The sequence below is a fragment of the Streptomyces sp. NPDC058052 genome (genome assembly GCF_042885515.1).
In the GTDB taxonomy this organism is placed as follows: domain Bacteria; phylum Actinomycetota; class Actinomycetes; order Streptomycetales; family Streptomycetaceae; genus Streptomyces.
The window spans coordinates 183,525-208,572 of sequence record NZ_JBHVRX010000005.1; the positions used below are offsets into that span (position 1 = coordinate 183,525).

Here is a 25,048-nt window from a genome sequence, read left to right on the forward strand (position 1 = left end):
CCACCCCTTGCCCCTCCGGCGCGATCCGACGGCGACGGTATCCGCCGGACCCGGACGGGGCCAGGGCCGCACGTCCCGGAAGGGCCGCTCAGAACGGTGGGACCGGGACCGTGGCCGGGTCCCGGGGCAGGGTGAGGCCCCAGCCGCCGGCGCGGACCGTCCAGGTGCGGCGGCGGACCGGGCCCGCCACGCGGCCGTCGGCGCGGTAGCGGAAGTCGGGGCCCGAGACGGTCAGGACCCCGGCGGCCGTGCGGCGCGGGGGGCCCGCCGTCGCGACCGGGTGGACGGTCACCATCGCCGTGCCGCCGTCCGCCGGGCGGGCCGTCACCGCCGTCACCGGCGCGTCCACGTCGGCCAGCAGCACCCCGTCCGCCTCCACCCGCAGCCGGTGCACCAGCACCGAGGGGACCGGCGGCGCGGGCCGCACCAGGGTGCGGACCAGGGAGCGGCAGGTGCCCCAGACGGAGGGGGCGGTGCCGGCGGCGGGGACGGGCACGGCGGGCACCCGCAGGTCCCCGAGGACCACCCCGTCGCTGTCGTCCACCAGCAGGTCCAGGCTCCGCACCGTCCCGTCCAGGACCGCCCGGGCCGCCGCCACTGCCGAACGCGGCACGCCGAAGCCGTACGCGACCTCCAGGGCGTCCGGCGGGCCGATCGGGACCAGGGCGAGCGGCGCCCGGTCCCGGTGCAGCAGGGTCACCGCGCGCAGCAGCGCCCGGTCGTCGCCGAGCACGACCGGGCGGCGGGAGCCGCGCCGGGACAGGGCCCGGGAGAATTCCTCGGGGGAGTCCGGCAGGCAGATCTTCGCTTCCGCGCCCGCGGACAACACATCCTTCGCGATCCGTACGGACTCGCCGTCACTTCGGCGGGCGACCGGGTCGACGATGACCAGCAGCTGGTCGTGATCCGACACCTCGGTCCTTCCTCGGGTAGTCTCTTTGTGCAAGAGCCCCTTGCGCTATTGCGCCAGGGGCTTCGTCTATTCCGGGGCACACCGGTGAGGCGGCGTAGGCCCCCTGACCTTGGAATGCCCCCTCCGGAAGGGGTGTACGCCTGTGCCCGCACTTGTGCTGCTCGGTGCTCAGTGGGGTGACGAGGGCAAGGGAAAGGCCACCGACCTCCTCGGTGGTTCCGTTGACTATGTGGTGCGTTACCAGGGCGGCAACAACGCCGGCCACACGGTCGTCGTCGGCGACCAGAAGTATGCGCTCCACCTCCTCCCCTCCGGAATCCTCTCGCCGGGGTGCACCCCGGTCATCGGCAACGGCGTCGTCGTCGACCCTGCGGTCCTGCTCTCCGAGCTGAGCGGGCTGAACGACCGCGGTGTCGACACGTCGAAGCTGCTGATCAGCGGCAACGCCCATCTGATCACCCCGTACAACGTCACCCTCGACAAGGTGACGGAACGGTTCCTCGGCAAGCGCAAGATCGGCACCACCGGGCGCGGCATCGGCCCCACCTACGCCGACAAGATCAACCGCGTCGGCATCCGGGTCCAGGACCTCTACGACGAGTCGATCCTGGAGCAGAAGGTCGAGGCGGCCCTGGAGCAGAAGAACCAGCTCCTCGCCAAGGTCTTCAACCGCCGCGCGATCGAGTCCGGCCGGATCGTCGAGGAGATGCTCCAGTACGCGGACCAGATCAAGCCGTACGTCGCCGACACCACCCTGATCCTCAACAACGCCATCGACGAGGGCAAGGTCGTCCTCTTCGAGGGCGGCCAGGGCACCCTCCTGGACGTGGACCACGGCACGTACCCCTTCGTCACCTCCTCGAACCCGACCGCCGGCGGTGCCTGCACCGGCGCGGGCGTCGGCCCGACGAAGATCAACCGCGTCATCGGCATCCTCAAGGCGTACACCACCCGCGTCGGCGCCGGCCCGTTCCCGACCGAGCTCTTCGACGCCGACGGCGAGGCCCTGCGCCGCATCGGCGGCGAGCGCGGCGTGACCACCGGCCGTGACCGCCGCTGCGGCTGGTTCGACGCGGTCATCGCCCGCTACGCCACCCGCGTCAACGGCCTGACGGACTTCTTCCTCACCAAGCTGGACGTGCTGACCGGCTGGGAGGAGATCCCGGTCTGCGTCGCGTACGAGATCGACGGCAAGCGCGTCGAGGAGCTCCCGTACTCCCAGACCGACTTCCACCACGCGAAGCCGATCTACGAGACCCTCCCCGGCTGGTCCGAGGACATCACGAAGGCCAAGACCTTCGCGGACCTCCCGAAGAACGCGCAGAACTACGTGAAGGCGCTGGAGGAGATGTCCGGCGCCCCGATCTCCGCCATCGGCGTCGGCCCCGGCCGCACCGAGACGATCGAGATCAACTCCTTCCTGTAGGCAGGACCGCCGAAGGGCCCGCACCCCTCCCCGGGGCGCGGGCCCTTCGCACGTCCGCCTCAGTCCGCCCGGTGGTACTCGCCCGGCTCCGTGTCGTACATCGGGTAGACCTGGAGGATCTCCTTGCCCTTGTACGTCGTCAGCGTCAGGTAGCTGCCGGGGTCGTCGCGGACGCACTCGCGGTCCGCGCCGGGTTCCAGGTCCATGGGGCCGAGGACGTACGGGGGCGTGGTGCTCGCCAGGATCGCCGTCCAGGTGCAGTTGACCGCGTCGGCGAGCTGGTTGCCCTCCGCGTCCGTGCGCGGGTAGACGCTCAGGACGCGGAGGACGGCCGCGCCGACCGCGCCCTGGGTGACCGTCACCTCGTCGGTGTAGCGGTCCGCCTCCGGCCCCTCGACCAGCGGCTTCATCCTCCACCGGCCGAGGTACTCCGCGGGCAGGATCTCCGGGCCGGTGCGGGCCTTGTGGAAGGTGGCCTTCGCGGTGCCCGAGGACCAGGAGAGGACCTCGGGGGAGCGCAGGGTGAGCGTCTGGTGGGCGGCGGCCATGCACCGGCGGGCGGGCACGCTGGTGGTGACGTCGGACTCGCCGAGGACGACCTTGTCCTCGTCGGCGGAGACGAGCCGCGAGCGGCCCATGCAGAGCCGGTTGTCGCCGACGTGCGTGTAGACGGCGGTCTTGGTGCCGGCCGCGCCCTGGACGAGCTCGATGCGGACGGTCTCGCGGGGATGCTCCTCGGTGCCCTGGAGGATCCCCTCCCAGGCGCCGAGGAAGGCGGCCGGCACGTCCCCGGCGGGCTGGGCGGAGGTGGAGGACGAGCCGGAGCCGGTGCCCCTGCCGTCGCCGCCGGGGGTGCGGTCTGCTCCGCCGAGCGGCCAGAAGGCGTAGCCGACGCCCGCCGCGGCCGCCACGGCCGCGGTCGCGAGCGCGGCGGTCAGCACCCGCCGCCGGGAGCGGGGCCGCGGGGGCTCCGGCTCCGGTGCGGGCGCGGGCGTCGGGTCGCCGGCCGCCGCGCCGCCCGCCGTGCGGTCGGGGGCGGGCGTGGTGCCGGTGCCGGCGCCGCCCCCGGCGGTCCCCTCCGCCGAGCCCTCCGCCTCCAGGAGCCGGGCCGCGTGCCGGCCGAGGCGGACCAGGACGTCGGCGGGCAGCCACGGGTCGGTGACCGGCAGCGTCTCGGCGATCTCGGCCGCCGTGGGCCGGGCCGCCGGGTCCTTGGCCAGACAGGCCCGGATCAGCCCGGTCAGCGCGGGCGCCACGTCCGTCAGGTCCGGATCGTCGTGGGCGATCCGGAACATCAGCGCGTGCACCCCGCTGTCGGAGGTGCCGAAGGGGGAGCGGCCGGTCGCCGCGTAGGCGAGGACCGAGCCCAGGCAGAAGATGTCGGAGGCCGGGCCGACCTTCTCGCCCCGCACCTGCTCGGGCGACATGAAGCCGGGGGAGCCGACGACGGCGCCGGTGCTGGTGAGGCCGCCGTCGGTGACGGTGTCGACGGCCCGGGCGATGCCGAAGTCGATGATCCGGGGGCCGTCGACGGTGAGCAGCACGTTGGAGGGCTTGAGGTCGCGGTGGACGAGCCCGGCCCGGTGGATGTGGTCGAGGGCCTGTCCGAGGCCGGAGCCGAGGGCGCGGACGGTCTCGGGCGGCAGCGGCCCGTACTCGTCGCCGACGACGGTCCGCAGCGAGGGCCCGGGCACGTAGCCGATGGCCACCCAGGGGGAGGCGGCGGTGGTGTCGGAGCCGAGGACGGGCGCGGTGCCGCTGCCGCCGACCCGTTCCAGCGCCTCGACCTCGCGGGCGAAGCGGCGCCGGAACTCGTCCTGGGCGGCGAGTTCGGCGTGCACGACCTTCACGGCGACGGTCCGCCCGCCGGCCGAACGCGCGAGGAACACCCGGCCCATGCCGCCGACCCCGAGCCGGCCGATGAGTCGGAACGGGCCGATGACAGCCGGGTCTTCCGCGTTCAAGGGATCCACGTGGCAAGAGGATGCCAGACCTGGCGCGGGGGGTGGGGTCACGGTCCGGTGTCAGCCCTCCCCGCAGATCCGCAGTCCCTTCGGGGTGGCGCACGGCAGGTGGCCGCGGGCGCGCACGACGTCCTGGCCGCGTCCGCGCGTCAGGTAGGCGAGGAAGCCGGCGGTCAGGGAGTCGCTCGGGGGATCGCCCCAGGTGTAGGCGTACTCGATCTCCCGGTACGGGTACGGGGAGGTGCCCAGCTCCTCCAGGACCGGTCCGCGGCCGTCGAGGTCGACGCGGTGCAGGCCCTTCGCCGTGGCGACGGCGCCGAGTTCGGCGTAACCGAGCGCGCCGGGGAGGCGGGCGACGGTGGACAGGACCTGGCCGGTGGAGTCGAGTTCGCAGCGGACGACCTTCGCCTCCGGGTCGTCGACGGTGGCGCAGTCGCGGGAGGAGTGGGCGGGCTCGTTGCGGCCGAGGACGCGGCGCTGGAAGACCTCCCGGGTGCCGGAGTTGGCGTCGCGGCTGACGAGGAGGACGGGCAGGTCGGGGAGGTTCCCCGGCAGGTCGGGGCCCTCCAGCTGGTTCCAGCGGGTGACGTCGCCGCGGTAGAGGGAGCGGATCTGTTCCAGGGTGAGGGCGCGGACGGGGACGGAGTCGTGGGTGACGACGGTGAAGAGGGAGACGGCCACCATGTGCTCGCGCAGCCGGGGGTGGCTGCCGGGGCCCCGGCCGTCGGAGAGGGCGATGACGGCGGGGGAGCCCTCGGTGTGCTCGCCGGCGTCGGCGAGGTCGCGGACGCCGGAGGTGGAGCCGTCGGCGTCGACGGTGACGGTGGCGCCCGCGCAGTCCTTCTCGTACGCCTTCGCCACCTCCCGGACGACGGGGGCGAAGGCGGTGGAGCCGGTGACGGTGAGACTGCCGCGGGCGCAGCCGATCGGGGGCGGGGTCCGCTCGCGGACGATGATCGCGGCGAGCGCGACCACGCAGGCGGTGAGGACGACGGTGACGGTGCGGGCGGTGGGGCTGAAGCGGCCGGCCTGGTCGTCGGGGGTGGTGGAGCGGTTGCGGCGGATGGAGCCGCCGGCGACGGTGCCGTGCACCTTGATGTCGCGGTCGGCGACGGGTCCGGAGAGCTGGACGAGCAGCTTGAAGTACTTGCCGGTGTCGAGGGCGACCCGGGGGACGAGGACGGCGTTGCCGGTCCGGCCCAGCCGGGGGGCGCTGTCGAGGTCGTCGCGGACGGCGTTCCAGCCGGGAGGGACGGTGGCGACGACGCCCCGGACGATGACGGCGGGGGTGCCGAAGGTGATGCGGAGGGCGTGCTCGGCGGCGCCGACGCCGTAGTCGTCGATGCTGATGTCGAGGTCGCGGTCGTTCTCGATGCGGAGCAGGACGAGGGTGGCGCCGGCGGCGGCGCTGCCGAGCACCTCGCCGTCGCGGACGGTCATCACGCCGCCGTCCTGGTCGTCGCCCTCCTTGTGCAGCGGGGTGTTGAGCTGCACGCGGTAGCCGAGGCGCTTGCGCTGCGGCTTGAAGCGGTCGATCCAGACGGCGCCGACCGAGACGAGGACGCCGAGGAGGGCGGTGGCGACGGCGACCACGTTCTCTGCGGTTATCCACTCCATGGCCGGGACGGTACGGACGGGTGTGCGAAGCCGGGGGCGGCGTAGCGGCCCGACATCTGGATTTCGCCGCTCGTTCAGCCGGGCCGCCGAGGTCCGGGGCGGGGTCGTCCGGGTGGCCCGGCCGGGGTTGCCCGGGCCGGAGGAGCGTGGATGTAATGGCCATGAGGGGGCCCTTCCGGAGGAGGAACCCCATGCGTGTCGTCGAAGTGACCGCCTACGGCGGACCCGAGGTCCTCAGAGTGGCCCGCCGTCCCGAGCCGGACCCCGCGGACGCCCCGGGACGGGTCCGCGTGCGGCTGAAGGCCGCCGGGGTGAACCAGGCGGACCTCAAGATCCGTTCCGGTCGTTTCGCCGCCGCGCTCGGCGCTCTGGCCCCGCCCTTCGTGCTCGGCTACGACTTCGCCGGGACCCTGGTGGACCCGGCACCCGGCCTGGAGGCGGGCACCCGGGTGGCCGGTTTCGTGCCCTGGGTGGCGGAGGGCGACGGCGTGGGGACGTACGCGGAGACGGTCCTGGTCGAGCCGGCGTGGCTGGCGCCGGTCCCGGACGAGGTGGACTTCACGGCGGCGGCCTCGCTGCCGCTCTCCGCGCTGACCGCCGCGCAGGCGCTCGACCTGCTGGAACTGCCCGAGGGCTCGACGCTGCTGGTCACCGGGGCGAGCGGGGTCGTGGGCCGGTTCGCGGTGCAGCTGGCGGCGCGGTCGGGCCACCGGGTGATCGCCCTCGGCGACGCGGACGACGTGCACGAGCTGCGGCTCCTCGGGGCTCATGGGGTGGTGGGGCGCGGCTCGCCCGAAGAGGTGATCACCGGGGTGCTCGGCCTCGCCCCGGAGCGGGTGGACGGCGTCTTCGACGCGGCCCTGATCGCCGATCCGCTGCTGCCCGCGGTCAAGGACGGCGGCGTCTTCGTCTCCGCCTCCGCCGAACGGGTGCCGGTGGCCGAGCGGGACGTCCGGGTCGACGTGGTGGAGGGCCGTCCGGACGCGGCGCGGCTCAAGGAGCTCCTGGAACTGCTGGGCGCGGGCGCCCTCGCGACCCGGGTGGCCGACGTGATTCCGCTGGAGCAGGCCGCGGAGGCGCACCGGCGCGCTGAGGCGGGGCACCGGCCGGGCCGGATCGTGCTGATGATCTGACGATCGGGCAGGTGGGAGAAATCAGCGCACGGTTTCGGACAACCCTGGGGGGCCTTCGCGGGTCGGAGGGGTGAGAGCGATACAACCCAGGGGGGAACCCGACATGTCCGAACGATTCAGGCCCGGGCTGAAGGCGGCGCTCGTCGCCACGGCCGTCGTGGCGGCGACGGCCACCGGCGCGGCCTCCGCCGTCGCCGCTCCGGTGGCCGAGCCGGTGGCGCCCCGGTTCGACCTGTACGGCGTGCACCAGCAGACCCACGAGCTGTGGGAGTGGCTCCAGGACGGGCCCGAACTCGTCGCCGAGATGCCGGCTCCGGGGACCTACCCCGACCTTGTCGACCTCATCTTCGTCGACAACAACAACAACGGCTACGGCGAAGCCAGTTGGAGCCGCTACAAGGACGGCCGGCTGGAGTTCACCGGTTCCGTCAACGGCCGCTGGCAGTCGGACAGGCCCATCGGCAAGGGCTGGAACATCTACACCCATGTCCTGTCGCCCGGCAACCTCGGCGGGGCCAAGGAGGCCGACCTGATCGCCCTCGACAAGGCCGGTGTGCTGTGGAGCCACCTGTCCTACCCGGACGGTCGCCTCAGCTCCCGCACGCGGGTCGGCGGCGGCTGGGGCCAGTACACCGAGCTGGCCGGCCAGGGGGATCTGACCGGTGACGGCAGGGCCGACATCGTCGCCCGTGACACGGTCGGTGTCCTGTGGCTCTACAAGGGCACGGGCGACTACAAGGCGCCTTTCGCGGGCCGTACGAAGATCGGCCACGGGTGGAACGCCTACGACCGGCTGCTGTCGATCGGTGACATGGACGAAGACGGCAAGGTGGACCTGCTGGCCCGGAAGAAGACGGGGGAGATGCTCCGGTACTCGGGCACGGGTGACGCGGCGCGGCCGTTCACGGCACCGGTGCAGGTGATGAGTTCCTTCATGAAGAACTTCCGCCTGGTCTAGGCGTGGGGCACTTCGCGTGAAGCCGCCCCGTTCCCGGAGATCCGGGAGCGGGGCGGCCCCGTCGGCCGGCCATCTGTCCCGAGTCTTGGTCTAGACCTTGACAGGTACAGACCAGTGCCGCTTCGCTGGCCTTCCCCCCACCGGAAGGACGACAGCGCCCATGCGACGTCTACTCGCCCTGATCGCCGCCCTCTGTACGGCACTCGGCCTCGCGGTCCTGCTGCCCGCCACCGCCGGCGCGGCCCCCGCCTGCGTCACCGCCTGGAGTTCGGGCCAGGTCTACACGGGCGGCATGACCGCCTCGTACAACGGCCACAACTGGTACGCGAAGTGGTGGACGCAGAACGAGCGACCCGGCTCCAGCGACGTCTGGCGCGACGAGGGCACCTGCGGCACCGGCGGCGGCGGGGGCACCCCCGACCCGTCCGGCTTCGTCGTCACCGAGGCCCAGTTCAACCAGATGTTCCCGAACCGGAACCCCTTCTACACGTACGCCGGTCTGGTCGCCGCCACCAAGAAGTACCCGGCCTTCGCGGGCACCGGCAGCGACACCGTGAAGAAGCAGGAGGCCGCGGCCTTCCTCGCCAACGTCTCCCACGAGACCGGCGGCCTGGTCCACATCGTCGAGCAGAACACCGCCAACTACCCCCACTACTGCGACCGCAACCAGCCCTACGGCTGCCCCGCCGGCCAGGCCGCCTACTACGGCCGCGGCCCGATCCAGCTCTCCTGGAACTTCAACTACAAGGCCGCCGGCGACGCCCTCGGCATCGACCTCCTGAACAACCCCTGGCGGGTCGAGCGCGAGCCGGACATCGCCATGATGACCGGCCTCTGGTACTGGAACACGCAGAACGGCCCCGGCACCATGACCGCCCACAACGCCATGGTCAACGGCGCCGGCTTCGGCCAGACCATCTGGGCCATCAACGGCTCCCTGGAGTGCAACGGCGGCAACCCCGCCCAGGTCCAGAGCCGCGTCACCAAGTACCAGCAGTTCACCCAGATCCTCGGCGTCCCCGCGGGCTCGAACCTCTCCTGCTGAGCCGCTCGCGCCCCGTACGACCCCGCACGGCCCTCCTCCGCACGCCCCGGCCTCCCGGCCGGGGCGTGCGTGCGTGCGTCCGGTCAGTCCGCCCGCTCCGTCGCCTCGACCGACTCCAGCGCCGCCGACAGCCGGTCCAGCACCCGCACCGTCTCCTCGAAGGCGTCCTGGCCGCCCAGTGCGGCGGTCAGGCGGGCGGCCAGCTCCGCGTGGCCCGGGCCGATCCGGGCGATCGCGGCCCGGCCGGCCTCCGTGGGGGCGAGCAGCTTGGCGCGCCGGTGCGCCGGGTTGGGCGCGTAGGCCGCCAGGCCGTCGCGGACCAGCAGGTCGGCGATGCGCTGGACGCTCTGCCGGGTGATGCCCATGACCCGGGCGATCCCCGCCACCGGCAGCGGTTCCCGGAGCACCGCGCCGAGCACCTGCCACCAGGCGGCGGTCAGCCCGGCGGGCTCGGCCAGCTTCTCGGAGACGGCGAGGAACTGGCCGTTGAGCCGGAAGACGCCGAGGGCGGTCCGGCTCAGGGCGTCCTGCTGGGCGCGGCTCACCCGTTCAGCTCGGCGAAGGCGGCCGGGTCGGAGTCGTGGAAGAGCCGGTACCAGGCGTCCCGCTTGCCCTCGTAGGCGCCGAGGCGGGCGAAGATCTCGCGGGCGAAGGCGACGGGCTCGGTCGGTCCGGCGGTGACGAGGTCCCCGTCGGTGACGGCGTCCGCCTCCACGTACCGCTCGGCGCCCGCGTATCCGGTCGCGGCGAGGTGGAAGGAGGCGGCGCCGGTGTGCGCCCGGGTGTCGAGGAGTCCTTCCCGGGCGAGTCCGGCGGTGGCCCCGCAGATGGCGGCGACCGGCACCCCGGCGTCCAGGAAGGCGCGGGCGGCGGCGGTGAAGGGGGCGAGCTCGTCGCCCTCGTCGTACTTCTCGGCCCCGGGGAGGATGAGCAGCGCGCTCTCCTCGGGGCGCAGGTCGTCCAGTGCGAGATCGGGCACGATCCGGATCCCGGCGATCGTGGTGACGGGCTTCCCGGCGTCGAGGCCGACGGTCCGCACGGTGAAGCCGGCCCGGGCGAGCCACGCGGTGGCGTGCCCCGTCTCCCAGTCGGCGAGCGTGTCGTACACGGCGAGGTGAACGGTCCTGGAGGTCATGACAGCAGACTGCCATGACGACAGCATGCTGTCAATGAAGAGGGGTGCCGGCGGCACGACGAAATCCGCAGCCGCCCGGCGGGCAGAGCACAGTGTCGCGTCCGGCGCGTTCTCGGTGGACAAGATGGTGATGGCCGCCCCACCTGGGGTTCCTTACCCTTCGGTGCATGACCCCTCATGTCGTACCCGACCCCCAGGCCGGCGCCGCCGTCAAGGCCGCGGACCGCGCGCACGTCTTCCACTCCTGGTCCGCCCAGGGCCTGATCGACCCGCTCGCCGTGGCCGGCGCGGAGGGGTCGTACTTCTGGGACTACGACGGCAACCGCTACCTCGACTTCACCAGCGGTCTCGTCTACACGAACATCGGCTACCAGCACCCCAAGGTGGTCGCCGCCATCCAGGAGCAGGCCGCGAAGCTCACCACCTTCGCGCCCGCCTTCGCCGTCGACGTCCGCTCCGAGGCCGCACGCCTCATCGCCGAGCGCACCCCCGGCGACCTGAACAAGATCTTCTTCACCAACGGCGGCGCCGAGGCCGTCGAGAACGCCGTCCGGATGGCCCGGCTGCACACCGGCCGCCACAAGGTGCTCTCCGCCTTCCGCTCGTACCACGGCGCCACCTCCACCGCGATCAACCTCACCGGCGACCCGCGCCGCTGGGCCTCCGACACCGGCTCCGCCGGCGTCGTGCGCTTCTGGGCGCCCTTCCTCTACCGCTCGCCGTTCTACGCCGAGACCGAGCAGCAGGAGTGCGAGCGCGCCCTCGCGCACCTGGAGGACACCATCGCCTTCGAGGGTCCCGGCACCATCGCCGCGATCATCCTGGAGACCGTCCCCGGCACCGCCGGCATCATGACCCCGCCGCCCGGCTACCTCACCGGCGTCCGCGAGATCTGCGACAAGTACGGCATCGTCTTCGTCCTCGACGAGGTCATGGCCGGCTTCGGCCGCACCGGCGCGTGGTTCGCCGCCGAGCACTTCGACGTCGTCCCCGACCTCATGACCTTCGCCAAGGGCGTCAACTCCGGCTACGTGCCGCTCGGCGGCGTCGCCATCAGCGAGAAGATCGCTGCCACCTTCGAGACCCGCCCCTACCCGGGCGGCCTCACCTACTCCGGCCACCCGCTGGCCTGCGCCGCCGCCGTCGCCACCATCCAGGTGATGGAGGACGAGCAGGTCGTCCAGCACGCCGCCCGCATCGGCGAGACCGTCCTCGGCCCCGGCCTGCGCGAGCTCGCCGAGCGCCACCCGTCCGTCGGCGAGGTCCGCGGCATGGGCGTCTTCTGGGCCCTCGACCTGGTCAAGAACAAGGAGACCCGCGAGCCGCTCGTCCCGTACAACGCGGCCGGCGAGGCCAACGCCCCGATGGCCGCCTTCGGCGCCGCGGCGAAGAAGAACGGCCTGTGGCCCTTCGTCAACATGAACCGCACCCACGCCGTCCCCGCCTGCAACGTCTCCGAGGACGAGGTCAAGGAGGGCCTGGCGGCCCTGGACGCGGCGCTCACCGTCGCCGACGAGCACACGGTCTGACACCGCCCGCCGACGGCACGGCACCGGCGTCACCCCGTGTGACGAGGGCCTCCTCCCGAGGGACCAGGTCTGGACTAGAGTCTTCCGGAACCTCATGGAGGGGGCCCCATCCGCATGCCCGGCACGTCCGCGAACAGCGCCGTCACCCGCAGCACCCTCAGCCGGCAGATCGCGGACGCTCTGCGTGACGAGGTCCTCGCGGGGCGTCTCCAGCCCGGCCAGGAGTTCACCGTCAAGCAGATCGCCGAGCAGTACGGGGTCTCCGCCACCCCGGTCCGCGAGGCCCTCGTCGAACTCTGCGCCGAGGGCCTGCTCGACTCCGACCAGCACCGCGGCTTCCGCGTCCACCAGTTCTCGGTGGCCGACTACCGGGAGATGGTCGAGGCCCGGATGCTCGTCGCCGACGGCATCTTCCGCCGCCACACCCCGCGCGAGCGCGCCGCGCTCCCCGAGCCGGACGCCGGCATCGGCGTCGTCCTGGTGTCGATCCGCCGCCGGGGAGAGGCCGCCGTCCGCGCCGCCCGCGCCGGCGACCTGGACGTCCTCATCGGCTACGACATCCGCTACTGGCACGAGCTGGGCCGGCTCGTCGCCCGCAACGAGCACATCGCCGGCTTCCTGCACCGCCTCCGCGTCCAGGCGTGGGTCTTCTCCGTGCCCTACCTGCGCGCCGAGCGCGAACTGCACGGCTGGCTCTGGTCCGGACACGTGGAGCTGATCGACGCCGTCACCCGCGGCGACGCCGAGGCCGCCGTCGGAGTCGTCCGGGCCTACAACGCGCACTCGCTGGAATGGGCCGACCGCCTGGAGGCCCGGCTCACCCGGTGACCCGCCGCCGGGTTGAGGCCCCTCTTCCCGGGGCAGGCCACCCACGGGTGGGCGTCGTCGGCCCCGCCGACTACCCTGACCCTCCCCGGAACTGACGGAGAGCGAGCCTCCCTTGGCCTGTGACCTGTGGCTGGTCCCCCTCGTCGACGTGCTGTGCCACAGCCCCGACAACCCCTTCGCCGAAGACCTCGCCGCCTACGACGCCGTGCTGAGCGCCTCGGGCCTGCCGACCGTGCCCGTGTACGCGTACATGCCCGGACTCTCCGGGGACGTCGCCCCGGTCGCCGGCTTCGACTACGAGGCCCTGCACTTCCTGCGCCGCGCCTACCTGCTGGCGATCTGCGGGCTGCCGGTCGAGCCGGTCGGCGAGCTCGGCGGGGACTACGAGCAGCTCCTGGAGATGTTCGAGGCCACCGCCCAGCAGTCCCACCTGGTCTGGCACTACGACCACGCGGGCGCCTACGTGCCGGTCGACTTCCCCGTCCCGCTCTCCAACGACCAGCTCCTGGAGGGCGGCGGTCCGCTCGGCTCCTCCTACGGGCTGCTGCGGGAGCTGGAGTTCGTCGCCCCGGCGCTCGGCATCGACCCGGCGAACCCGCCGGCCCCCCCGGCCCCGCCCGCCCGGCCCACCGAGCTGGAGGAGCCCGCCGCGCCCGCGCCGTACGACGACGGCCCCTTCGCCCGGGAGCGGCACGTCTGGCTGGGGCTGCACGCGGCGGCCACCCGCAGCCTCGCCCAGGGCTCGATGATCATGCTCAGCTGACGTCCCGCCCGTGGACCCCGGCGGCCCTCAGCGGGCCTCCGGGGGACGCTGGCGCGGCATGTTCGGCCGGGTGCCCGGCGGCAGCGGGAAGCGGCCGGACGGATGCGCCGCCTCCGGCCGGGCCGGGACGACCCCGACCGACTGGAGGGCCAGCGGCGCGGGGCCCGAGCGGAACTCGACCATCCAGTCCGCGGTCTCCGCCCGCACCAGCTCCGTGACGTCCTCCGAGAAGCGGCGCAGCACCCCGAGGCACCGCTCGGCGGCCTCGCTGGCGGTCCCCTCGGTCGGGCCGAGGACCTCCCGCACGCTCTCCGAGGCCCAGTCGAACTGGAGGGCCTGGAGCCGTCGCTGCACGGCCTGGGCGGTCGCCACGTCCCTTATCCAGCCGGACGTCAGCCCGAAGTACCGGTCGCAGGCCATGCAGGCCGCGCCGAGCAGCAGCGAGAGATAGCCCCAGCCGGCCGTGCCCTCGGCGACCCCGGTCAGGTCGAGCAGCGGCAGCGCGGCCCCGGCGATCACCCCGAGCGCGGTGCCGATCCGCAGCGCGCGGGCGCAGCGGCGCTTCCAGACCCGGTCCGAGAGGTACCACTCGGCGGTGCGCAGGGCGCCCGCCTCCACCCACCGGTAGAGCTCGTCGAGGCGCTCCGCGGGCTCGCCCCAGTCGCCCAGGGGGAAGGGCTTCCCCGTCAGATCTCTGTGGACGGCTTCCCCGGGCTGCCCCGGCGGCTGCATCTCCGGCTGGTGGCTCACCGGGGGACTCCTCTGCTCAGCCCAGCGTTCGTGGCGCTCGTGTCCTTCTGTGACGTGCGGTGCACGTGGTGCCTGCCCTTCCTACCGCCGAATGGTGGGCGATGGGCCCGGAATCCCGGGATTTCCGCCCGCAAGAGGGTGTTGATCAGGTAGAGGAGCCCGCAGTTTCTCACTCGAAAGAGTTGTCGCGGCAGGGCGGTCCGTGACCGCGTAGGCTCGGAACACCGGTACCAGACGGGACCGACCGACCTTTCAACCACGAGGAGTGACCGTGATCCCCGGTGGCGGCCAGCCCAACATGCAGCAGATCCTCCAGCAGGCGCAGAAGATGCAGCAGGACCTCGCCCGCGCCCAGCAGGAGCTCGCCGCGACCGAGGTCGAGGGCCAGGCGGGCGGCGGTCTCGTCAAGGCCACCGTGACCGGCTCCGGCGAGCTGCGCGGTCTGGTCATCGACCCGAAGGCGGTCGACCCGGAGGACACGGAGACCCTGGCGGACCTGGTGATCGCCGCCGTGCAGGCCGCGAACGACAACGCGCAGCAGCTCCAGCAGGCCAAGCTGGGCCCGCTGGCGCAGGGCCTCGGCGGAATGCCGGGCCTGGGCTTCTAGCGGGCACTTCCAGCCACTACCGTAAGAGGGCAAGAGCACACCCGGAAAGGGCGTTCCGTTGTACGAAGGCGTGGTTCAGGACCTGATCGACGAGCTGGGCAGGCTGCCCGGCGTCGGTCCCAAGAGCGCGCAGCGGATCGCCTTCCACATCCTCCAGGCCGAGCCGACGGACGTGCGCCGTCTCGCCCACGCGCTCCTGGAGGTCAAGGAGAAGGTCCGGTTCTGCGAGGTCTGCGGGAACGTGGCGCAGCAGGAGCGGTGCAACATCTGCCGCGATCCGCGCCGGGACCTGACCGTCATCTGCGTGGTCGAGGAGCCGAAGGACGTCGTCGCGATCGAGCGGACCCGCGAGTTCCGGGGGCGGTACCACGTCCTCGGCGGCGCGATCAGCCCGATCGAGGGCGTCGGCCCCGACGACCTGCGGATCCGGGAGCTGCTCGGCCGCCTCGCGGACGGCGCGGTCACCGAGCTGATCCTGGCGACCGATCCCAACCTGGAGGGCGAGGCGACCGCCACGTACCTGGCGCGGATGATCAAGCCCATGGGGCTGAAGGTCACCCGGCTCGCCAGCGGGCTCCCGGTCGGCGGCGACCTGGAGTACGCCGACGAGGTGACGCTCGGCCGTGCCTTCGAGGGGCGGAGGCTGCTAGATGTATGACGACCGGGCGCGGGAGGACCGGGCCGGTGCCGGTGAGCTCTCAGGGAGGCTCCTCGATGTCTGACCCCACGCTCCACTCCATCACGCAGAGTCCCGACGACTTCGCGGTCCAGATCGCAGACTCCGTCGAGAGCTTCATCGTCGCCACGACCGAGGTCGCCAAGGGCGACGAGCCGGACAGCGCGGTGCCCTTCCTGCTCCTGGAGATCTCCCAGCTGCTGCTCGCCGGAGGCCGGCTGGGCGCGCACGAGGACATCCTCCCGGACGAGCGGTACGAGCCCGACACGGGTCCGGAGCCGGACGTGGACGAGCTGCGGGAGCGGTTCGCGGCCATGCTCGACCCGGTGGACGTCTTCTCCGAGGTCTTCGACCCGTACGAGCCCCGCAAGGCGCCGGTCCCGGCCCGGATCTCGGACAACCTCGCGGACATCGTCGCGGACCTCCGCCACGGCCTCGCCCACTACCGCGCCGGCCGCACCTCCGAGGCGCTGTGGTGGTGGCAGTTCTCCTACTTCTCCAACTGGGGCCCCACCGCCTCGGCCACCCTCCGCGCCCTCCAGTCCCTGGTCGCGCACGTCCGTCTCGACCAGCCGCTGGCGGCCCTGGACGGGCTCGACACGGACGAGGACCTGACCGAGGACGACCTCGCCGAGGAGGCGGGCCGGGTGATGATCCAGGAGATCGCGGGACCGCTGGGGATGAAGGGTCTGTGACCCCCTTCTGATCATTCTCTGAGCACGGCGTCTCAGGATGTGATAGCAGGCCGGTGTTTTTCGGTCGCTCGTTAGACTGAGCCGACCGCAGCACAGGCTGCGGCACCGACCGAGCGAGGAGCGCACGTGGGCCTTGTCGTGCAGAAGTACGGAGGCTCCTCCGTTGCCGATGCCGAGGGCATCAAGCGCGTCGCCAAGCGGATCGTGGAAGCCAAGAAGAACGGCCACCAGGTGGTCGTCGTGGTCTCCGCGATGGGCGACACGACGGACGAGCTGATCGATCTCGCCGAGCAGGTGTCTCCGATGCCTGCCGGACGTGAGTTCGACATGCTGCTGACCGCCGGAGAGCGGATCTCCATGGCCCTGCTGGCGATGGCGATCAAAAACCTGGGCCACGAGGCCCAGTCGTTCACCGGCAGCCAGGCGGGTGTCATCACCGACTCGGTCCACAACAAAGCGCGCATCATCGATGTCACGCCGGGCCGGATCCGCACCGCCCTCGACGAGGGCAACATCGCCATCGTCGCCGGCTTCCAGGGTGTGTCCCAGGACAAGAAGGACATCACCACGCTGGGCCGCGGCGGCTCGGACACCACGGCCGTGGCGCTCGCCGCCGCGCTCGACGCCGAGGTGTGCGAGATCTACACCGACGTCGACGGCGTCTTCACCGCCGACCCGCGCGTGGTGAAGAAGGCGAAGAAGATCGACTGGATCTCCTTCGAGGACATGCTGGAGCTCGCCGCCTCCGGCTCCAAGGTGCTGCTGCACCGCTGCGTCGAGTACGCACGCCGCTACAACATCCCGATCCACGTCCGCTCGTCCTTCTCCGGACTCCAGGGCACGTGGGTCAGCAACGAACCGACAGGGGACAAGGTGGAGCAGGCCATCATCTCCGGTGTCGCCCACGACACCTCCGAGGCGAAGATCACCGTCGTCGGCGTGCCGGACAAGCCGGGCGAGGCCGCGGCCATCTTCCGGGCCGTCGCGGACGCCGAGATCAACATCGACATGATCGTGCAGAACGTGTCGGCGGCCTCCACCGGTCTCACCGACATCTCCTTCACCCTCCCCAAGGCCGAGGGCCGCAAGGCCATCGACGCCCTGGAGAAGGCGAAGACCGCGATCGGCTTCGACTCGCTCCGCTACGACGACCAGATCGGCAAGATCTCCCTCGTCGGCGCCGGCATGAAGACCAACCCGGGCGTGACCGCGGACTTCTTCCGCGCCCTGTCCGACGCGGGCGTGAACATCGAGCTCATCTCGACCTCCGAGATCCGCATCTCGGTCGTCACCCGGGCCGACGACGTCAACGAGGCCGTCACCGCCGTCCACACCGCCTTCGGACTGGACAGCGACTCGGATGAGGCCGTCGTCTACGGCGGCACCGGGCGCTGACCGCGCCCTTCGCGTCCCCACCACCGCGCCCGGCCGCTCCCCAGCGGCCGGGCGCGGTCGTCGTATCCGATTGTGGTGGCTTCGTAGGATCTGTGAACATCCTGTGAGCAATTCGGCGGCAGAACCCCCTTGAACTGCGGCGATGCGGTGGCGGACGATGCTCTTCCCCCTTGCTGCAACTAGTAGTTGGGCGGGGCGCGTCTCCGCGTTCACCCACGAACGTGGCGCGGAACACGCGAGGAAACGGGGCAAAGGGGGAGAACGGTTACGCATGAGGATGATCAGCACGCTGCCGAGAACGGCGGTGTCCGCGTACAACCATCCCGGGGGAACACGAGTCCAACAGGCGTGGCAGACGTACTCGACATCCCTGCGATCTCCCCGCTCCGCGGGGTGCGCGCGGCCGTGCTCCCCCTGCGGGCGTCCGGTGGCACCCCCGCGTCCGGACGCGCCCTCGGGGCCCGCCCGCTCGGACGTCCGCGCCCGCTCGACGGGCCGCCGGTGACCACCGTCGTGCCCACCGAGTCCCGCGCGAGCGGAGTCAGCGGCATTCCCGCGCCGCGCAAGGCCGCCGAGGCCGCCGCCACCGGCGCCGGCACCACCGTCGACCACCTCACCGAGACCTACCGCGCCCACTACCGGTCGCTGCTCGGTCTCGCCGCCCTCCTCCTCGACGACACCGCCTCCTGCGAGGACGTCGTCCAGGAGGCGTTCATCCGCGTCCACTCGGCCCGCCGGCGCGTCCGCGAGCCCGAGAAGACGCTCGCCTACCTGCGCCAGACCGTGGTCAACCTCTCCCGGTCCGCGCTGCGCCGCCGCATCCTCGGCCTCAAGCTGCTCTCCAAGCCGATGCCCGACATGGCCAGCGCCGAGGAGGGGGCGTACGACCAGCTGGAGCGCGACGCCCTCATCAAGGCGATGAAGGGCCTCCAGCGCCGCCAGCGCGAGGTCCTCGTCCTGCGCTACTTCGCCGACATGACGGAGGCCCAGGTCGCCGAGACCCTCGGGATCTCGCTCGGCTCGGTGAAGGCGTACGGCTCCCGCGGGATCGCCGCCCTGCGCGTCGTCATGGAGGCCAAGGCATGAGCGCGGAGCGGGAGGACGGCGAGAAGCGGGACGAGCGCGACGAGCGCGGTGCGGGCGAGGAGCGCCACGACCCCGACGAACGCAGCGGACGCGCCCCCGAGCGGGGACGCGTCGGACGTGACGACCTGAGCGGACGACTGATGATGGACTTCGAGCCCGGCCCCGGCGAGGACGACGGCGAGGACGAGCTCGCGCTGCGGCGGCTGCTCCACGGCGCCGTCGCGGGGCTCGAACCCTCCACCGAGGCCCTCGACCACCTCCGGCACGCCGTCCCGGCCCGCCGCGCCCGCAAGCGGCAGGCGCTCGTCGGCGCCGCGGCGGCCGCGGTCCTGATCGGCACCGCCGTCCCGGCCCTCGTCCACGTCGCCGGCTCCCCGGGCGTCACCGCCGCCAACCCGGCCCTCGCCGGCCACGGCGAACAGGCGCAGGGCGGCACCGGCGCCGAGGCCGAGGGCCCGGCCTCCACCAAGGCACCCTCCGTCAAGGTCTCGCCCACCACCGGACCCACCAAGGACTCCACCGGCAACGGCACCCAGCGCCCCGGCCCCAAGGGGACCCCGGCCGCGTCCGGCTCCGCCGCCGGCTCCGGCGCGGTGCCCAGCTGCGGCCGCGGCACGCTCCAGTCGGCGGGCGCGTACAACAGCGGCGCCGACGCCACCGGCGTCGTCTACGGCGGCTTCACCATCGTCAACGCCTCCGACGCCACCTGCGTGGTCGACGGCGACGGACTGGTCGGCGTCTCGACCATCGGCTCCGCCGACCCGAACCGGATCGGCGTCGTGCGGCACAGCAACGGCGACCCGGCGACCGGCCTGCCCGACCCCTCGGCGGAGTCCGCCTCGGTGGTGCTCAAGCCCGGCGGCTCGTACCAGGTGAAGTTCGCCTGGGTGCCGAGCGGGACCTGCCCGAGCCTCGGACCGGTCGACCCCCCGACGGAGCCCACGCCGACGGAGCCGACGCCCACCCCGACGGAGCCCACGCCCACGCCCACCGAACCGACCCCGACCCCGACGGAGCCCACGCCCACGGCCTCCGAGGGCGGCGAGGGCACCGTCCCGGGCGGCGCCGAGGCCGGCGGCGGCACCGGTAGCGGCACCGGCTCCGGCACCGACTCCGGCGTCACCACCCAGCTCATGCGCGCCGAACCGGTCCAGGGCAGCGTCTCCGTCAGCCACACCGCGGAGCCCGGCGACCCCACCGTCACCACGGTGCTCTCCGGCGCCTGCGCGGGCACGGTCTACCGGACGGGCCTGCTCAAGGGCTGAGCCCGCCCCGCACGGCACGGCGAAGGGGCCGGGGGATCTCCCCCGGCCCCTTCGCCTCGTCCCGGTCCTGTCCGTCCCGGTCCTGTGCGTCCCGGTCCTGTCCGTCCCGTCCCGCCGGTCAGTGCTCGGCCAGGCCCAGCGCCTCGTCCCGGGCCGACTCCGCCTCCCGGCGCAGCAGCCGGAACCACATGAAGACCACGAAGCCCGCGAAGACGAACCACTCCGCCGTGTAGCCCAGGTTCTGGAACGCCTTCGCGTCCAGACCCGTGCCCGCCGCCGCGGCCGCCGGCACCGGCGTCAGACCGGCCGGCGAGTCGGTGAGCGTGATCCAGGCGTCGTACACGTCGTCGGTCACCACGTTCACCAGCGAGGCCGCGCTGATCATGCCGAGCTGCCCCTCGGGCAGCCCGCCGGCCGTCCGCACGCCCTTGGTGCCCTGGTTCTCCGACGCCTGGAGCGCGCCCACGACCGTGACCTCGCCGGACGGCGGGGCCGGGGCCTCCGCGCCCGCCGGGAGCCAGCCCCGGACGACCGGCAGCGACCGCCCCTCGTCCGTCCGCAGCAGCGTCAGCACGTACGAGCCCGGTCTGCCGTCCAGCGTGCGGTCCGGCACCAGGAACTGCTCCCCGTACCGGCCGCCGGCCTCGGCGGCGCGGCCGGAGGTCTCCTTGTCCACCGGCAGCAGCGACGCCAGTGGCTCGGCCTGCTGCGTGCCCGCGTCGGGCTTCCGCTCGGCCTCCTGGTGGGAGTCGACGCGATCCTCGAACTTGCCCAGCTGCCAGGTCCCCATGAACACGCAGAACGGGATGGCCAGCAGGACGAAGAGATTGATTCCCCACCAGCGGGGGGTCCTCAGGAACCGGTACACGCCCCCCACGGTACGGGGACCGCCCCGGAGCCCCGCCAGGAGGGCACCCGAATCCCGGCCCCCGCGCCCCTCAGAGGGTCGCGCCCGGCCCCAGCCGGATCACCGCGCGGCCGCCCGCCAGATCCACCGTGGTCCGGCGCGGCGGCGCGCCGTCCTCCTCGTCGTCGCGGAGCAGCAGGGCGCTCTGCCGTTCCTTCAGCTCGCTCTGCTTGCCCGGCGAGAAGGTGGCGTGCAGCTGCTCGAAGCCGGTCGAGGAGACCGTGCCCCGGCGCTTCCCGCGGCCGGTCATGCGCAGGAACTGGTCGGCGAAGGCGACCGCGGTCAGCAGGATGACGAGACCCGGCAGCGTCACGAACACGGCGAACTCCATGCCCTCAGGAGACCACGGGACCCGGACGGCCGGAAGGGCCGGAGGAGCGGAAGGGCCCGGGGGAGCGGAAGGGCCCGGGGGAGTGGGAGGGGCCGGGAGGCCCGGGGAGCGGGAGGGGCCGGACGTGCCGGGGGAGTGGGACGGGCCGGGAGGGGCCGGGAGGGGGGCCGTTCCCCGGCGCCCGTGGTTTCACGTGGAACCAAGGGGCCGGGACCCCCAGTCCGGTTTCACGTGGAACCAAGGGGCCCGCGCCCCGGTCACGCCTCCGGGCGGACGTGGTGCGTCCGGCGGCCGTCCGCGCCGAGCACCTGGGCCCCGATCTTGTACGTGCGCATGCTGACCGCCGTCCCCGTGATCCGCAGCGCCGGCGCCGCCCGGACGAGCCCCGCCGTGATCTCGTGCAGCTCCTCGACGGAGCCCAGCCACATCGCCACCGCCAGGTTGTGCGGACCGGTCACCGAGGTGATCACCTGGGTGCGGCGCACCCGGGTCAGCGCCGCCACCGTCGCCGGTTCGTCGAGCGGCGCCACCTGGGCCGTCACCATCGCCCACACCGGGCGCCCGGAGAAGCGGGGCGCGGGCTGGCAGTGGTGGTGGAGCGCACCGCCCGCCGACAGGACGTCCAGCCTGCGCCGTACCGTCGACTCGCTGGTGCCGCACTGCCGGGCCAGCTCGGCGGCGGACCTGCGGGCGTCGCCGGACAGCTCCGCGACGAGCCGCCGGTCCAGCTCCGTCACCTGGGGGACCACGCGCGCGCGTGCCCCGTCCCGCCGGTCCAGCGCGGTGACCTCCGCGAGCAGCCGGGCCTGCGCGGGGGTGAGGTGCTCGACGCGGGAGCGGTAGGGGCGGTTGTGCATCCGGGTGACGACCTGGGTGCGGGCCCGGAGCACGCCGGGCAGCCGGCGCACCCGGCCGGTGACGTAGGCGTCGAGGGCGGGCAGGTCCGGTGCGATCAGCAGGAGGATCAGGTCGGCGCCGCCGGTCACCGCGTGCACGCCGAGGGTGCCGGGGTCGCCGGAGAGTTCGACCGCCGTGGCCTCGACGCTGTCGGCGGTGCACTCCAGCTCGACCCAGGCGTAGAGGGCGGCCTCGGTGCCGCGCCGGGCGATGAGCAGCGAGGTCCAGGCGTGGCCGCCGGCGGTGAGGTGCTCCCAGCGGCGCGCGAGGGTGTCGGGCCCGGTCCCGAGGACGGTGGAGAGCTGGGTCCAGCTGGCCCGCGGCAGTATCTGGAGTGCGTGGATCAGCGACATGTCCGCCTCTCCCAGGACGGATTCCCCGGTACGCATTTCCCTCCTTGGCCGATCCCCGGAAAACCTTGGTCGTGGCTCCGGGGGCACCCCAGGATGTGGACCAGGGCATATGCATTCAAGCCGCCTTGGCGCTCGATGGCCATGAAATCGGCCGTACGTCACAGCGACGACACCCGGCGGCCGGGCCATATCCAGCGAAACGGGGACGCACGGGGGATGGAGACCATGGGGCGAGTGGCGGGAGAGCCGCCCGAGTACGAGGTGCTGTGGGGCGAGCCGGTCGGATCCGGCCAACTCGCCGCCGCGGAGGAGGGATACGCGTCCGCCGGCCCGGCCGAACGGCTGCTGTGGGAGCGGCTGTCGGTCTTCGAGGGTGCCTTCGACCGGCGGGCGGTGGAGGAGGTCTGCGGGTACGGGGCGCTGGGCGCCGTCGGCGTCGGTGCCGTCCTGGACCGGCTGGCGCCGCGGGCGCTGCTGCCGGTGGACGACCTGTTCGACGGGGAGGACGGCGGGCCGCGCCACTGGATGCCGCACGCGATGCGGGCGGTCGGCGCCCGGCGGCTCACCGCCCGCGGCGACCGCTGGATCGTGGTCCTGCACCACCGGAGGTGGTGCGTGAAGGTGGCCCGGCGGGCGGCCGAGTGGTGGCAGCGCGGCCGGCAGGTGGACGCCCGCGACCTGGCGCTGCGCGAACTCCCCGACCTGGCCGCCGGGATGGACCCGACGACGGCGCCGCTCGCGCCGGGCGACGAGGCCGGGGCGGCCCTGGAGATCGCGGTCTCGCTGTGGTTCCTGTGGGTGGCCTGCGGGCGGGCCGCCGAGGGGCGGACACGGCTGCGGCACGCCCTCGCGCTGCACCAGGGCCCGCCGCCCGCCCGGGCGCTGTGGCTCGCCGCCTTCCTGGAGCTGGAGTCGGGCCGCCCCGAGGACGCCGACCCGCTGCTGGTGCAGGCGTGGGCGAGCGCGGTCCGGGACGGCGACGAGCGGTGCCTGGGGCTGCTGGCCCATCTGCGCGGCTCCATCGCCCTCCACCAGGGCCGCACCCGGGCGGCGGCGGACGAGTTCCGGGAGGCGCTGGCGCAGATCGGCGACGTGCCCGAGTTCGGCCCGACCCGGGAGGCGTGCTGGGCGGCGCTGGCGCTCTGCTTCAGCCGCACCGACCCGGAGGCCGCGCAGGAGGCGCTGGACCAGCTGGAGCTCGACGGGGTGGGGCGGCGGGCGTGGGTGGGCCGCGACCTCTACGCCGACGCCTGGGCGGACCACGCCCGGGCCGAACTCCTCGCCTGGGACGGGGAGCGGGCCCGGGCCGCCGAGCACGCCCGCCGGGCGCTCTGCGAGCACCTGCGGCTCGGCTCCACGGTCGGCGCCGCCTGCGCGGCCGAACTCCTCGCCCGGATAAGGCTGCTCGACGGCCGCCCCGACCGGGCGGCCCATCTCCTGGGCGCCGTCGACCTGTTGCGCACCTCGGTCTTCGGCGACGCCGACCGTCCGTCGCGCTCCTGCACGGTGGCGCGGGCCCGCGGCGACGTGGCGCTGGACGCGCTGCTGGACGACCCGGATCTGCGGGAGGCGTACGAAGAGGGCGCGCGGAAGGGCCTGTTCGCGCTCTCCCGGGAGCGCTGACTCCGTCCTCCGCGGCGCCCGCCGCCCGTGCGGAGCGGTCGCGCTCACCCGTGAGGGGTGGGGACGGACCGTTCGGCGAGGAGTTGTCCACAGCTTCGTCCGGGGTCTGCTCCGCCGCCGGGCGGGGTGCCTACGATGACGGCATGATCGCATTCGCGGTGTCCGCCCTGTTCCTTCTCCTCTTCGGGGTCGGTGTGCTGCGCGACCGCCGCCGCTTCGGGAACGCGGTGTACCTCGGTCTCGCCGTCACCTTCCTCGGCCTCGGCCTGCTCTCGGCCGTGGACGACCTGCCGCACGGCCTGACGGAGACGATCCTCGTCCTGCTCCTGCTGGTGCTCGGACTGGGCCCGGTGGTCCTCGCCGGGCTGCTCTGCGCCAACGGTGTCGAGATGATCCGCAAGGAGGGCAGACGCCCGGCCAACCTGCTCTCGCTCCTCGCCGGCCTCGGCATCCTCGGCGTGCTCGGGCTGATGGCGGTCGCGGTCCTCCTCCGCTCGCGGGTCCTCGGCGTCGTCGCCGTCACCCTGCTCCTCGTCCTCGGATACGTCTCCTTCCTCTTCCTCTGCTTCGTGGGGTACGCGTTCCTGTACGGCCGGACGCGGCTGCGCCGCGACGCCGGCTTCGTGGTGGTGCTGGGCTCCGGGCTGATCGGCGGCCGGCGGGTCCCGCCGCTGCTCGCGAGCCGGCTCGACCGGGGGCGGGAGGTGTACGAGCGGCTGGCGGCGCGCGGCGGGGCTCCGCTGCTCGTCACCTCCGGCGGCCAGGGCCCGGACGAGGAGCTGCCGGAGTCCCACGCCATGGCCGCGTATCTGGTGGAGCGGGGCTTTCCCGAGGACCGGATCGTCCGCGAGGACCGCTCCCGCACCACGGAGGAGAACCTGCTGTTCAGCAAGGAGCTGATGGAGGCGGAGCGGCCGGGCGCCGGCTGCGTGATCGTCACCAACAACTTCCACGCCTTCCGGGCCGCGCTGATGGCGCGGAAGGCGGGGGTGGACGGCCAGGTGGTGGGCTCGCCGACCGCCGCGTACTTCTGGCCGAGCGCCACGATCCGCGAGTTCGCCGCGGTCTTCCTGGAGTACCGGGCGGTCAACCTGACGGTCTGCGCCGTGCTGGTCGGCATCGGCTGCCTGGGGCTGGCCGTCACGAGGTGAC

At 73.3% G+C, this 25,048-nt stretch carries 24 protein-coding genes; 15 read left to right on the forward strand and 9 right to left on the reverse strand.

Annotated features, from left to right (window positions below):
• Positions 1 to 88: 88 nt before the first annotated feature.
• On the reverse strand, positions 89 to 913 hold the full coding sequence (locus ACFVU3_RS09700; protein ID WP_390065183.1) for a diacylglycerol kinase: 825 nt from the start codon (positions 911 to 913) through the stop codon (positions 89 to 91).
• Between the two features lie 142 nt (positions 914 to 1,055).
• Between ACFVU3_RS09700 and ACFVU3_RS09705 the strand changes: the two genes are divergently transcribed.
• Complete coding sequence (locus ACFVU3_RS09705) at positions 1,056 to 2,339, forward strand: adenylosuccinate synthase (protein WP_390065184.1); 1,284 nt, start codon at positions 1,056 to 1,058, stop codon at positions 2,337 to 2,339.
• 59 nt (positions 2,340 to 2,398) lie between these two features.
• Here ACFVU3_RS09705 and ACFVU3_RS09710 read toward each other — a convergent pair whose 3' ends face one another.
• Both ACFVU3_RS09710 and ACFVU3_RS09715 read right to left on the reverse strand, forming a co-directional pair.
• Positions 2,399 to 4,312, reverse strand: coding sequence for a serine/threonine-protein kinase (locus ACFVU3_RS09710; protein ID WP_390065186.1), 1,914 nt, complete (start codon positions 4,310 to 4,312; stop codon positions 2,399 to 2,401).
• A gap of 51 nt (positions 4,313 to 4,363) precedes the next feature.
• Positions 4,364 to 5,920: a PstS family phosphate ABC transporter substrate-binding protein gene (locus ACFVU3_RS09715; RefSeq protein ID WP_390065187.1), complete on the reverse strand. Its 1,557-nt coding sequence runs from the start codon at positions 5,918 to 5,920 to the stop codon at positions 4,364 to 4,366.
• A 191-nt stretch (positions 5,921 to 6,111) separates the two neighbouring features.
• Between ACFVU3_RS09715 and ACFVU3_RS09720 the strand changes: the two genes are divergently transcribed.
• The 3 genes from ACFVU3_RS09720 (at position 6,112) to ACFVU3_RS09730 (ending at position 9,056) form a co-directional block, all read left to right on the forward strand.
• Entirely contained in the window at positions 6,112 to 7,053 is a 942-nt protein-coding gene (locus ACFVU3_RS09720) for an NADP-dependent oxidoreductase (RefSeq protein WP_390065189.1), read from the forward strand.
• Between the two features lie 103 nt (positions 7,054 to 7,156).
• Positions 7,157 to 8,011, forward strand: coding sequence for an FG-GAP repeat domain-containing protein (locus ACFVU3_RS09725; protein WP_390065190.1), 855 nt, complete (start codon positions 7,157 to 7,159; stop codon positions 8,009 to 8,011).
• Between the two features lie 160 nt (positions 8,012 to 8,171).
• A complete protein-coding gene (locus ACFVU3_RS09730; protein ID WP_390065191.1) occupies positions 8,172 to 9,056 on the forward strand; it encodes a glycoside hydrolase family 19 protein in 885 nt (294 codons plus the stop codon).
• Between the two features lie 83 nt (positions 9,057 to 9,139).
• Here the strand turns inward: ACFVU3_RS09730 and ACFVU3_RS09735 are convergent, their stop codons facing one another.
• Positions 9,140 to 9,601, reverse strand: a complete 462-nt coding sequence (locus ACFVU3_RS09735; RefSeq protein ID WP_390065193.1) for a MarR family winged helix-turn-helix transcriptional regulator — start codon at positions 9,599 to 9,601, stop codon at positions 9,140 to 9,142.
• Positions 9,598 to 10,191 carry a DJ-1/PfpI family protein gene (locus ACFVU3_RS09740; protein ID WP_390065195.1) on the reverse strand — a complete coding sequence of 198 codons (594 nt, stop codon included), beginning with the start codon at positions 10,189 to 10,191 and terminating at the stop codon, positions 9,598 to 9,600. The genes ACFVU3_RS09735 and ACFVU3_RS09740 overlap by 4 nt, the downstream gene beginning before the upstream one ends.
• Before the next feature lie 167 nt (positions 10,192 to 10,358).
• Between ACFVU3_RS09740 and ACFVU3_RS09745 the strand changes: the two genes are divergently transcribed.
• The 3 genes from ACFVU3_RS09745 to ACFVU3_RS09755 all read left to right on the forward strand — a co-directional run bounded on the left by ACFVU3_RS09745 (position 10,359) and on the right by ACFVU3_RS09755 (position 13,311).
• A complete protein-coding gene (locus ACFVU3_RS09745; RefSeq protein WP_390065196.1) occupies positions 10,359 to 11,720 on the forward strand; it encodes an aspartate aminotransferase family protein in 1,362 nt (453 codons plus the stop codon).
• Positions 11,721 to 11,834: 114 nt separating this feature from the next.
• Complete coding sequence (locus tag ACFVU3_RS09750) at positions 11,835 to 12,548, forward strand: GntR family transcriptional regulator (protein ID WP_390065198.1); 714 nt, start codon at positions 11,835 to 11,837, stop codon at positions 12,546 to 12,548.
• A gap of 112 nt (positions 12,549 to 12,660) precedes the next feature.
• Positions 12,661 to 13,311 carry a hypothetical protein gene (locus ACFVU3_RS09755; protein WP_390065200.1) on the forward strand — a complete coding sequence of 217 codons (651 nt, stop codon included), beginning with the start codon at positions 12,661 to 12,663 and terminating at the stop codon, positions 13,309 to 13,311.
• Between the two features lie 27 nt (positions 13,312 to 13,338).
• Here the strand turns inward: ACFVU3_RS09755 and ACFVU3_RS09760 are convergent, their stop codons facing one another.
• On the reverse strand, positions 13,339 to 14,043 hold the full coding sequence (locus ACFVU3_RS09760) for an SLATT domain-containing protein (protein ID WP_390065458.1): 705 nt from the start codon (positions 14,041 to 14,043) through the stop codon (positions 13,339 to 13,341).
• A gap of 289 nt (positions 14,044 to 14,332) precedes the next feature.
• Here ACFVU3_RS09760 and ACFVU3_RS09765 point away from each other — a divergent pair, with 289 nt between their 5' ends.
• From ACFVU3_RS09765 to ACFVU3_RS09790, 6 genes are all read left to right on the forward strand, one after another.
• Positions 14,333 to 14,668 carry a YbaB/EbfC family nucleoid-associated protein gene (locus ACFVU3_RS09765; protein ID WP_189849084.1) on the forward strand — a complete coding sequence of 112 codons (336 nt, stop codon included), beginning with the start codon at positions 14,333 to 14,335 and terminating at the stop codon, positions 14,666 to 14,668.
• A 58-nt stretch (positions 14,669 to 14,726) separates the two neighbouring features.
• The gene (gene recR, locus ACFVU3_RS09770; RefSeq protein WP_390065202.1) at positions 14,727 to 15,326 is read left to right on the forward strand and encodes a recombination mediator RecR; all 600 of its coding nucleotides are present in this window, start codon (positions 14,727 to 14,729) and stop codon (positions 15,324 to 15,326) included.
• A 56-nt stretch (positions 15,327 to 15,382) separates the two neighbouring features.
• Complete coding sequence (locus tag ACFVU3_RS09775; protein WP_390065204.1) at positions 15,383 to 16,039, forward strand: DUF5063 domain-containing protein; 657 nt, start codon at positions 15,383 to 15,385, stop codon at positions 16,037 to 16,039.
• 126 nt (positions 16,040 to 16,165) lie between these two features.
• Positions 16,166 to 17,434, forward strand: coding sequence for an aspartate kinase (locus ACFVU3_RS09780; protein ID WP_360602561.1), 1,269 nt, complete (start codon positions 16,166 to 16,168; stop codon positions 17,432 to 17,434).
• Between the two features lie 348 nt (positions 17,435 to 17,782).
• Positions 17,783 to 18,520, forward strand: coding sequence for a SigE family RNA polymerase sigma factor (locus ACFVU3_RS09785; protein WP_390065205.1), 738 nt, complete (start codon positions 17,783 to 17,785; stop codon positions 18,518 to 18,520).
• On the forward strand, positions 18,517 to 19,785 hold the full coding sequence (locus tag ACFVU3_RS09790) for a hypothetical protein (protein ID WP_390065207.1): 1,269 nt from the start codon (positions 18,517 to 18,519) through the stop codon (positions 19,783 to 19,785). The genes ACFVU3_RS09785 and ACFVU3_RS09790 overlap by 4 nt, the downstream gene beginning before the upstream one ends.
• A 118-nt stretch (positions 19,786 to 19,903) precedes the next feature.
• Here the strand turns inward: ACFVU3_RS09790 and ACFVU3_RS09795 are convergent, their stop codons facing one another.
• From ACFVU3_RS09795 to ACFVU3_RS09805, 3 genes are all read right to left on the reverse strand, one after another.
• On the reverse strand, positions 19,904 to 20,653 hold the full coding sequence (locus tag ACFVU3_RS09795) for an SURF1 family protein (RefSeq protein ID WP_390065208.1): 750 nt from the start codon (positions 20,651 to 20,653) through the stop codon (positions 19,904 to 19,906).
• A 70-nt stretch (positions 20,654 to 20,723) separates the two neighbouring features.
• Complete coding sequence (locus tag ACFVU3_RS09800; RefSeq protein ID WP_390065210.1) at positions 20,724 to 21,023, reverse strand: DUF6191 domain-containing protein; 300 nt, start codon at positions 21,021 to 21,023, stop codon at positions 20,724 to 20,726.
• A 257-nt stretch (positions 21,024 to 21,280) separates the two neighbouring features.
• Complete coding sequence (locus tag ACFVU3_RS09805) at positions 21,281 to 22,309, reverse strand: Lrp/AsnC family transcriptional regulator (protein WP_390065211.1); 1,029 nt, start codon at positions 22,307 to 22,309, stop codon at positions 21,281 to 21,283.
• Positions 22,310 to 22,507: 198 nt separating this feature from the next.
• Here ACFVU3_RS09805 and ACFVU3_RS09810 point away from each other — a divergent pair, with 198 nt between their 5' ends.
• Both ACFVU3_RS09810 and ACFVU3_RS09815 read left to right on the forward strand, forming a co-directional pair.
• Positions 22,508 to 23,896 carry a tetratricopeptide repeat protein gene (locus ACFVU3_RS09810; RefSeq protein WP_390065213.1) on the forward strand — a complete coding sequence of 463 codons (1,389 nt, stop codon included), beginning with the start codon at positions 22,508 to 22,510 and terminating at the stop codon, positions 23,894 to 23,896.
• Between the two features lie 143 nt (positions 23,897 to 24,039).
• Positions 24,040 to 25,047 carry a YdcF family protein gene (locus ACFVU3_RS09815; protein ID WP_390065214.1) on the forward strand — a complete coding sequence of 336 codons (1,008 nt, stop codon included), beginning with the start codon at positions 24,040 to 24,042 and terminating at the stop codon, positions 25,045 to 25,047.
• The last annotated feature ends 1 nt before the right edge of the window (position 25,048 follow it).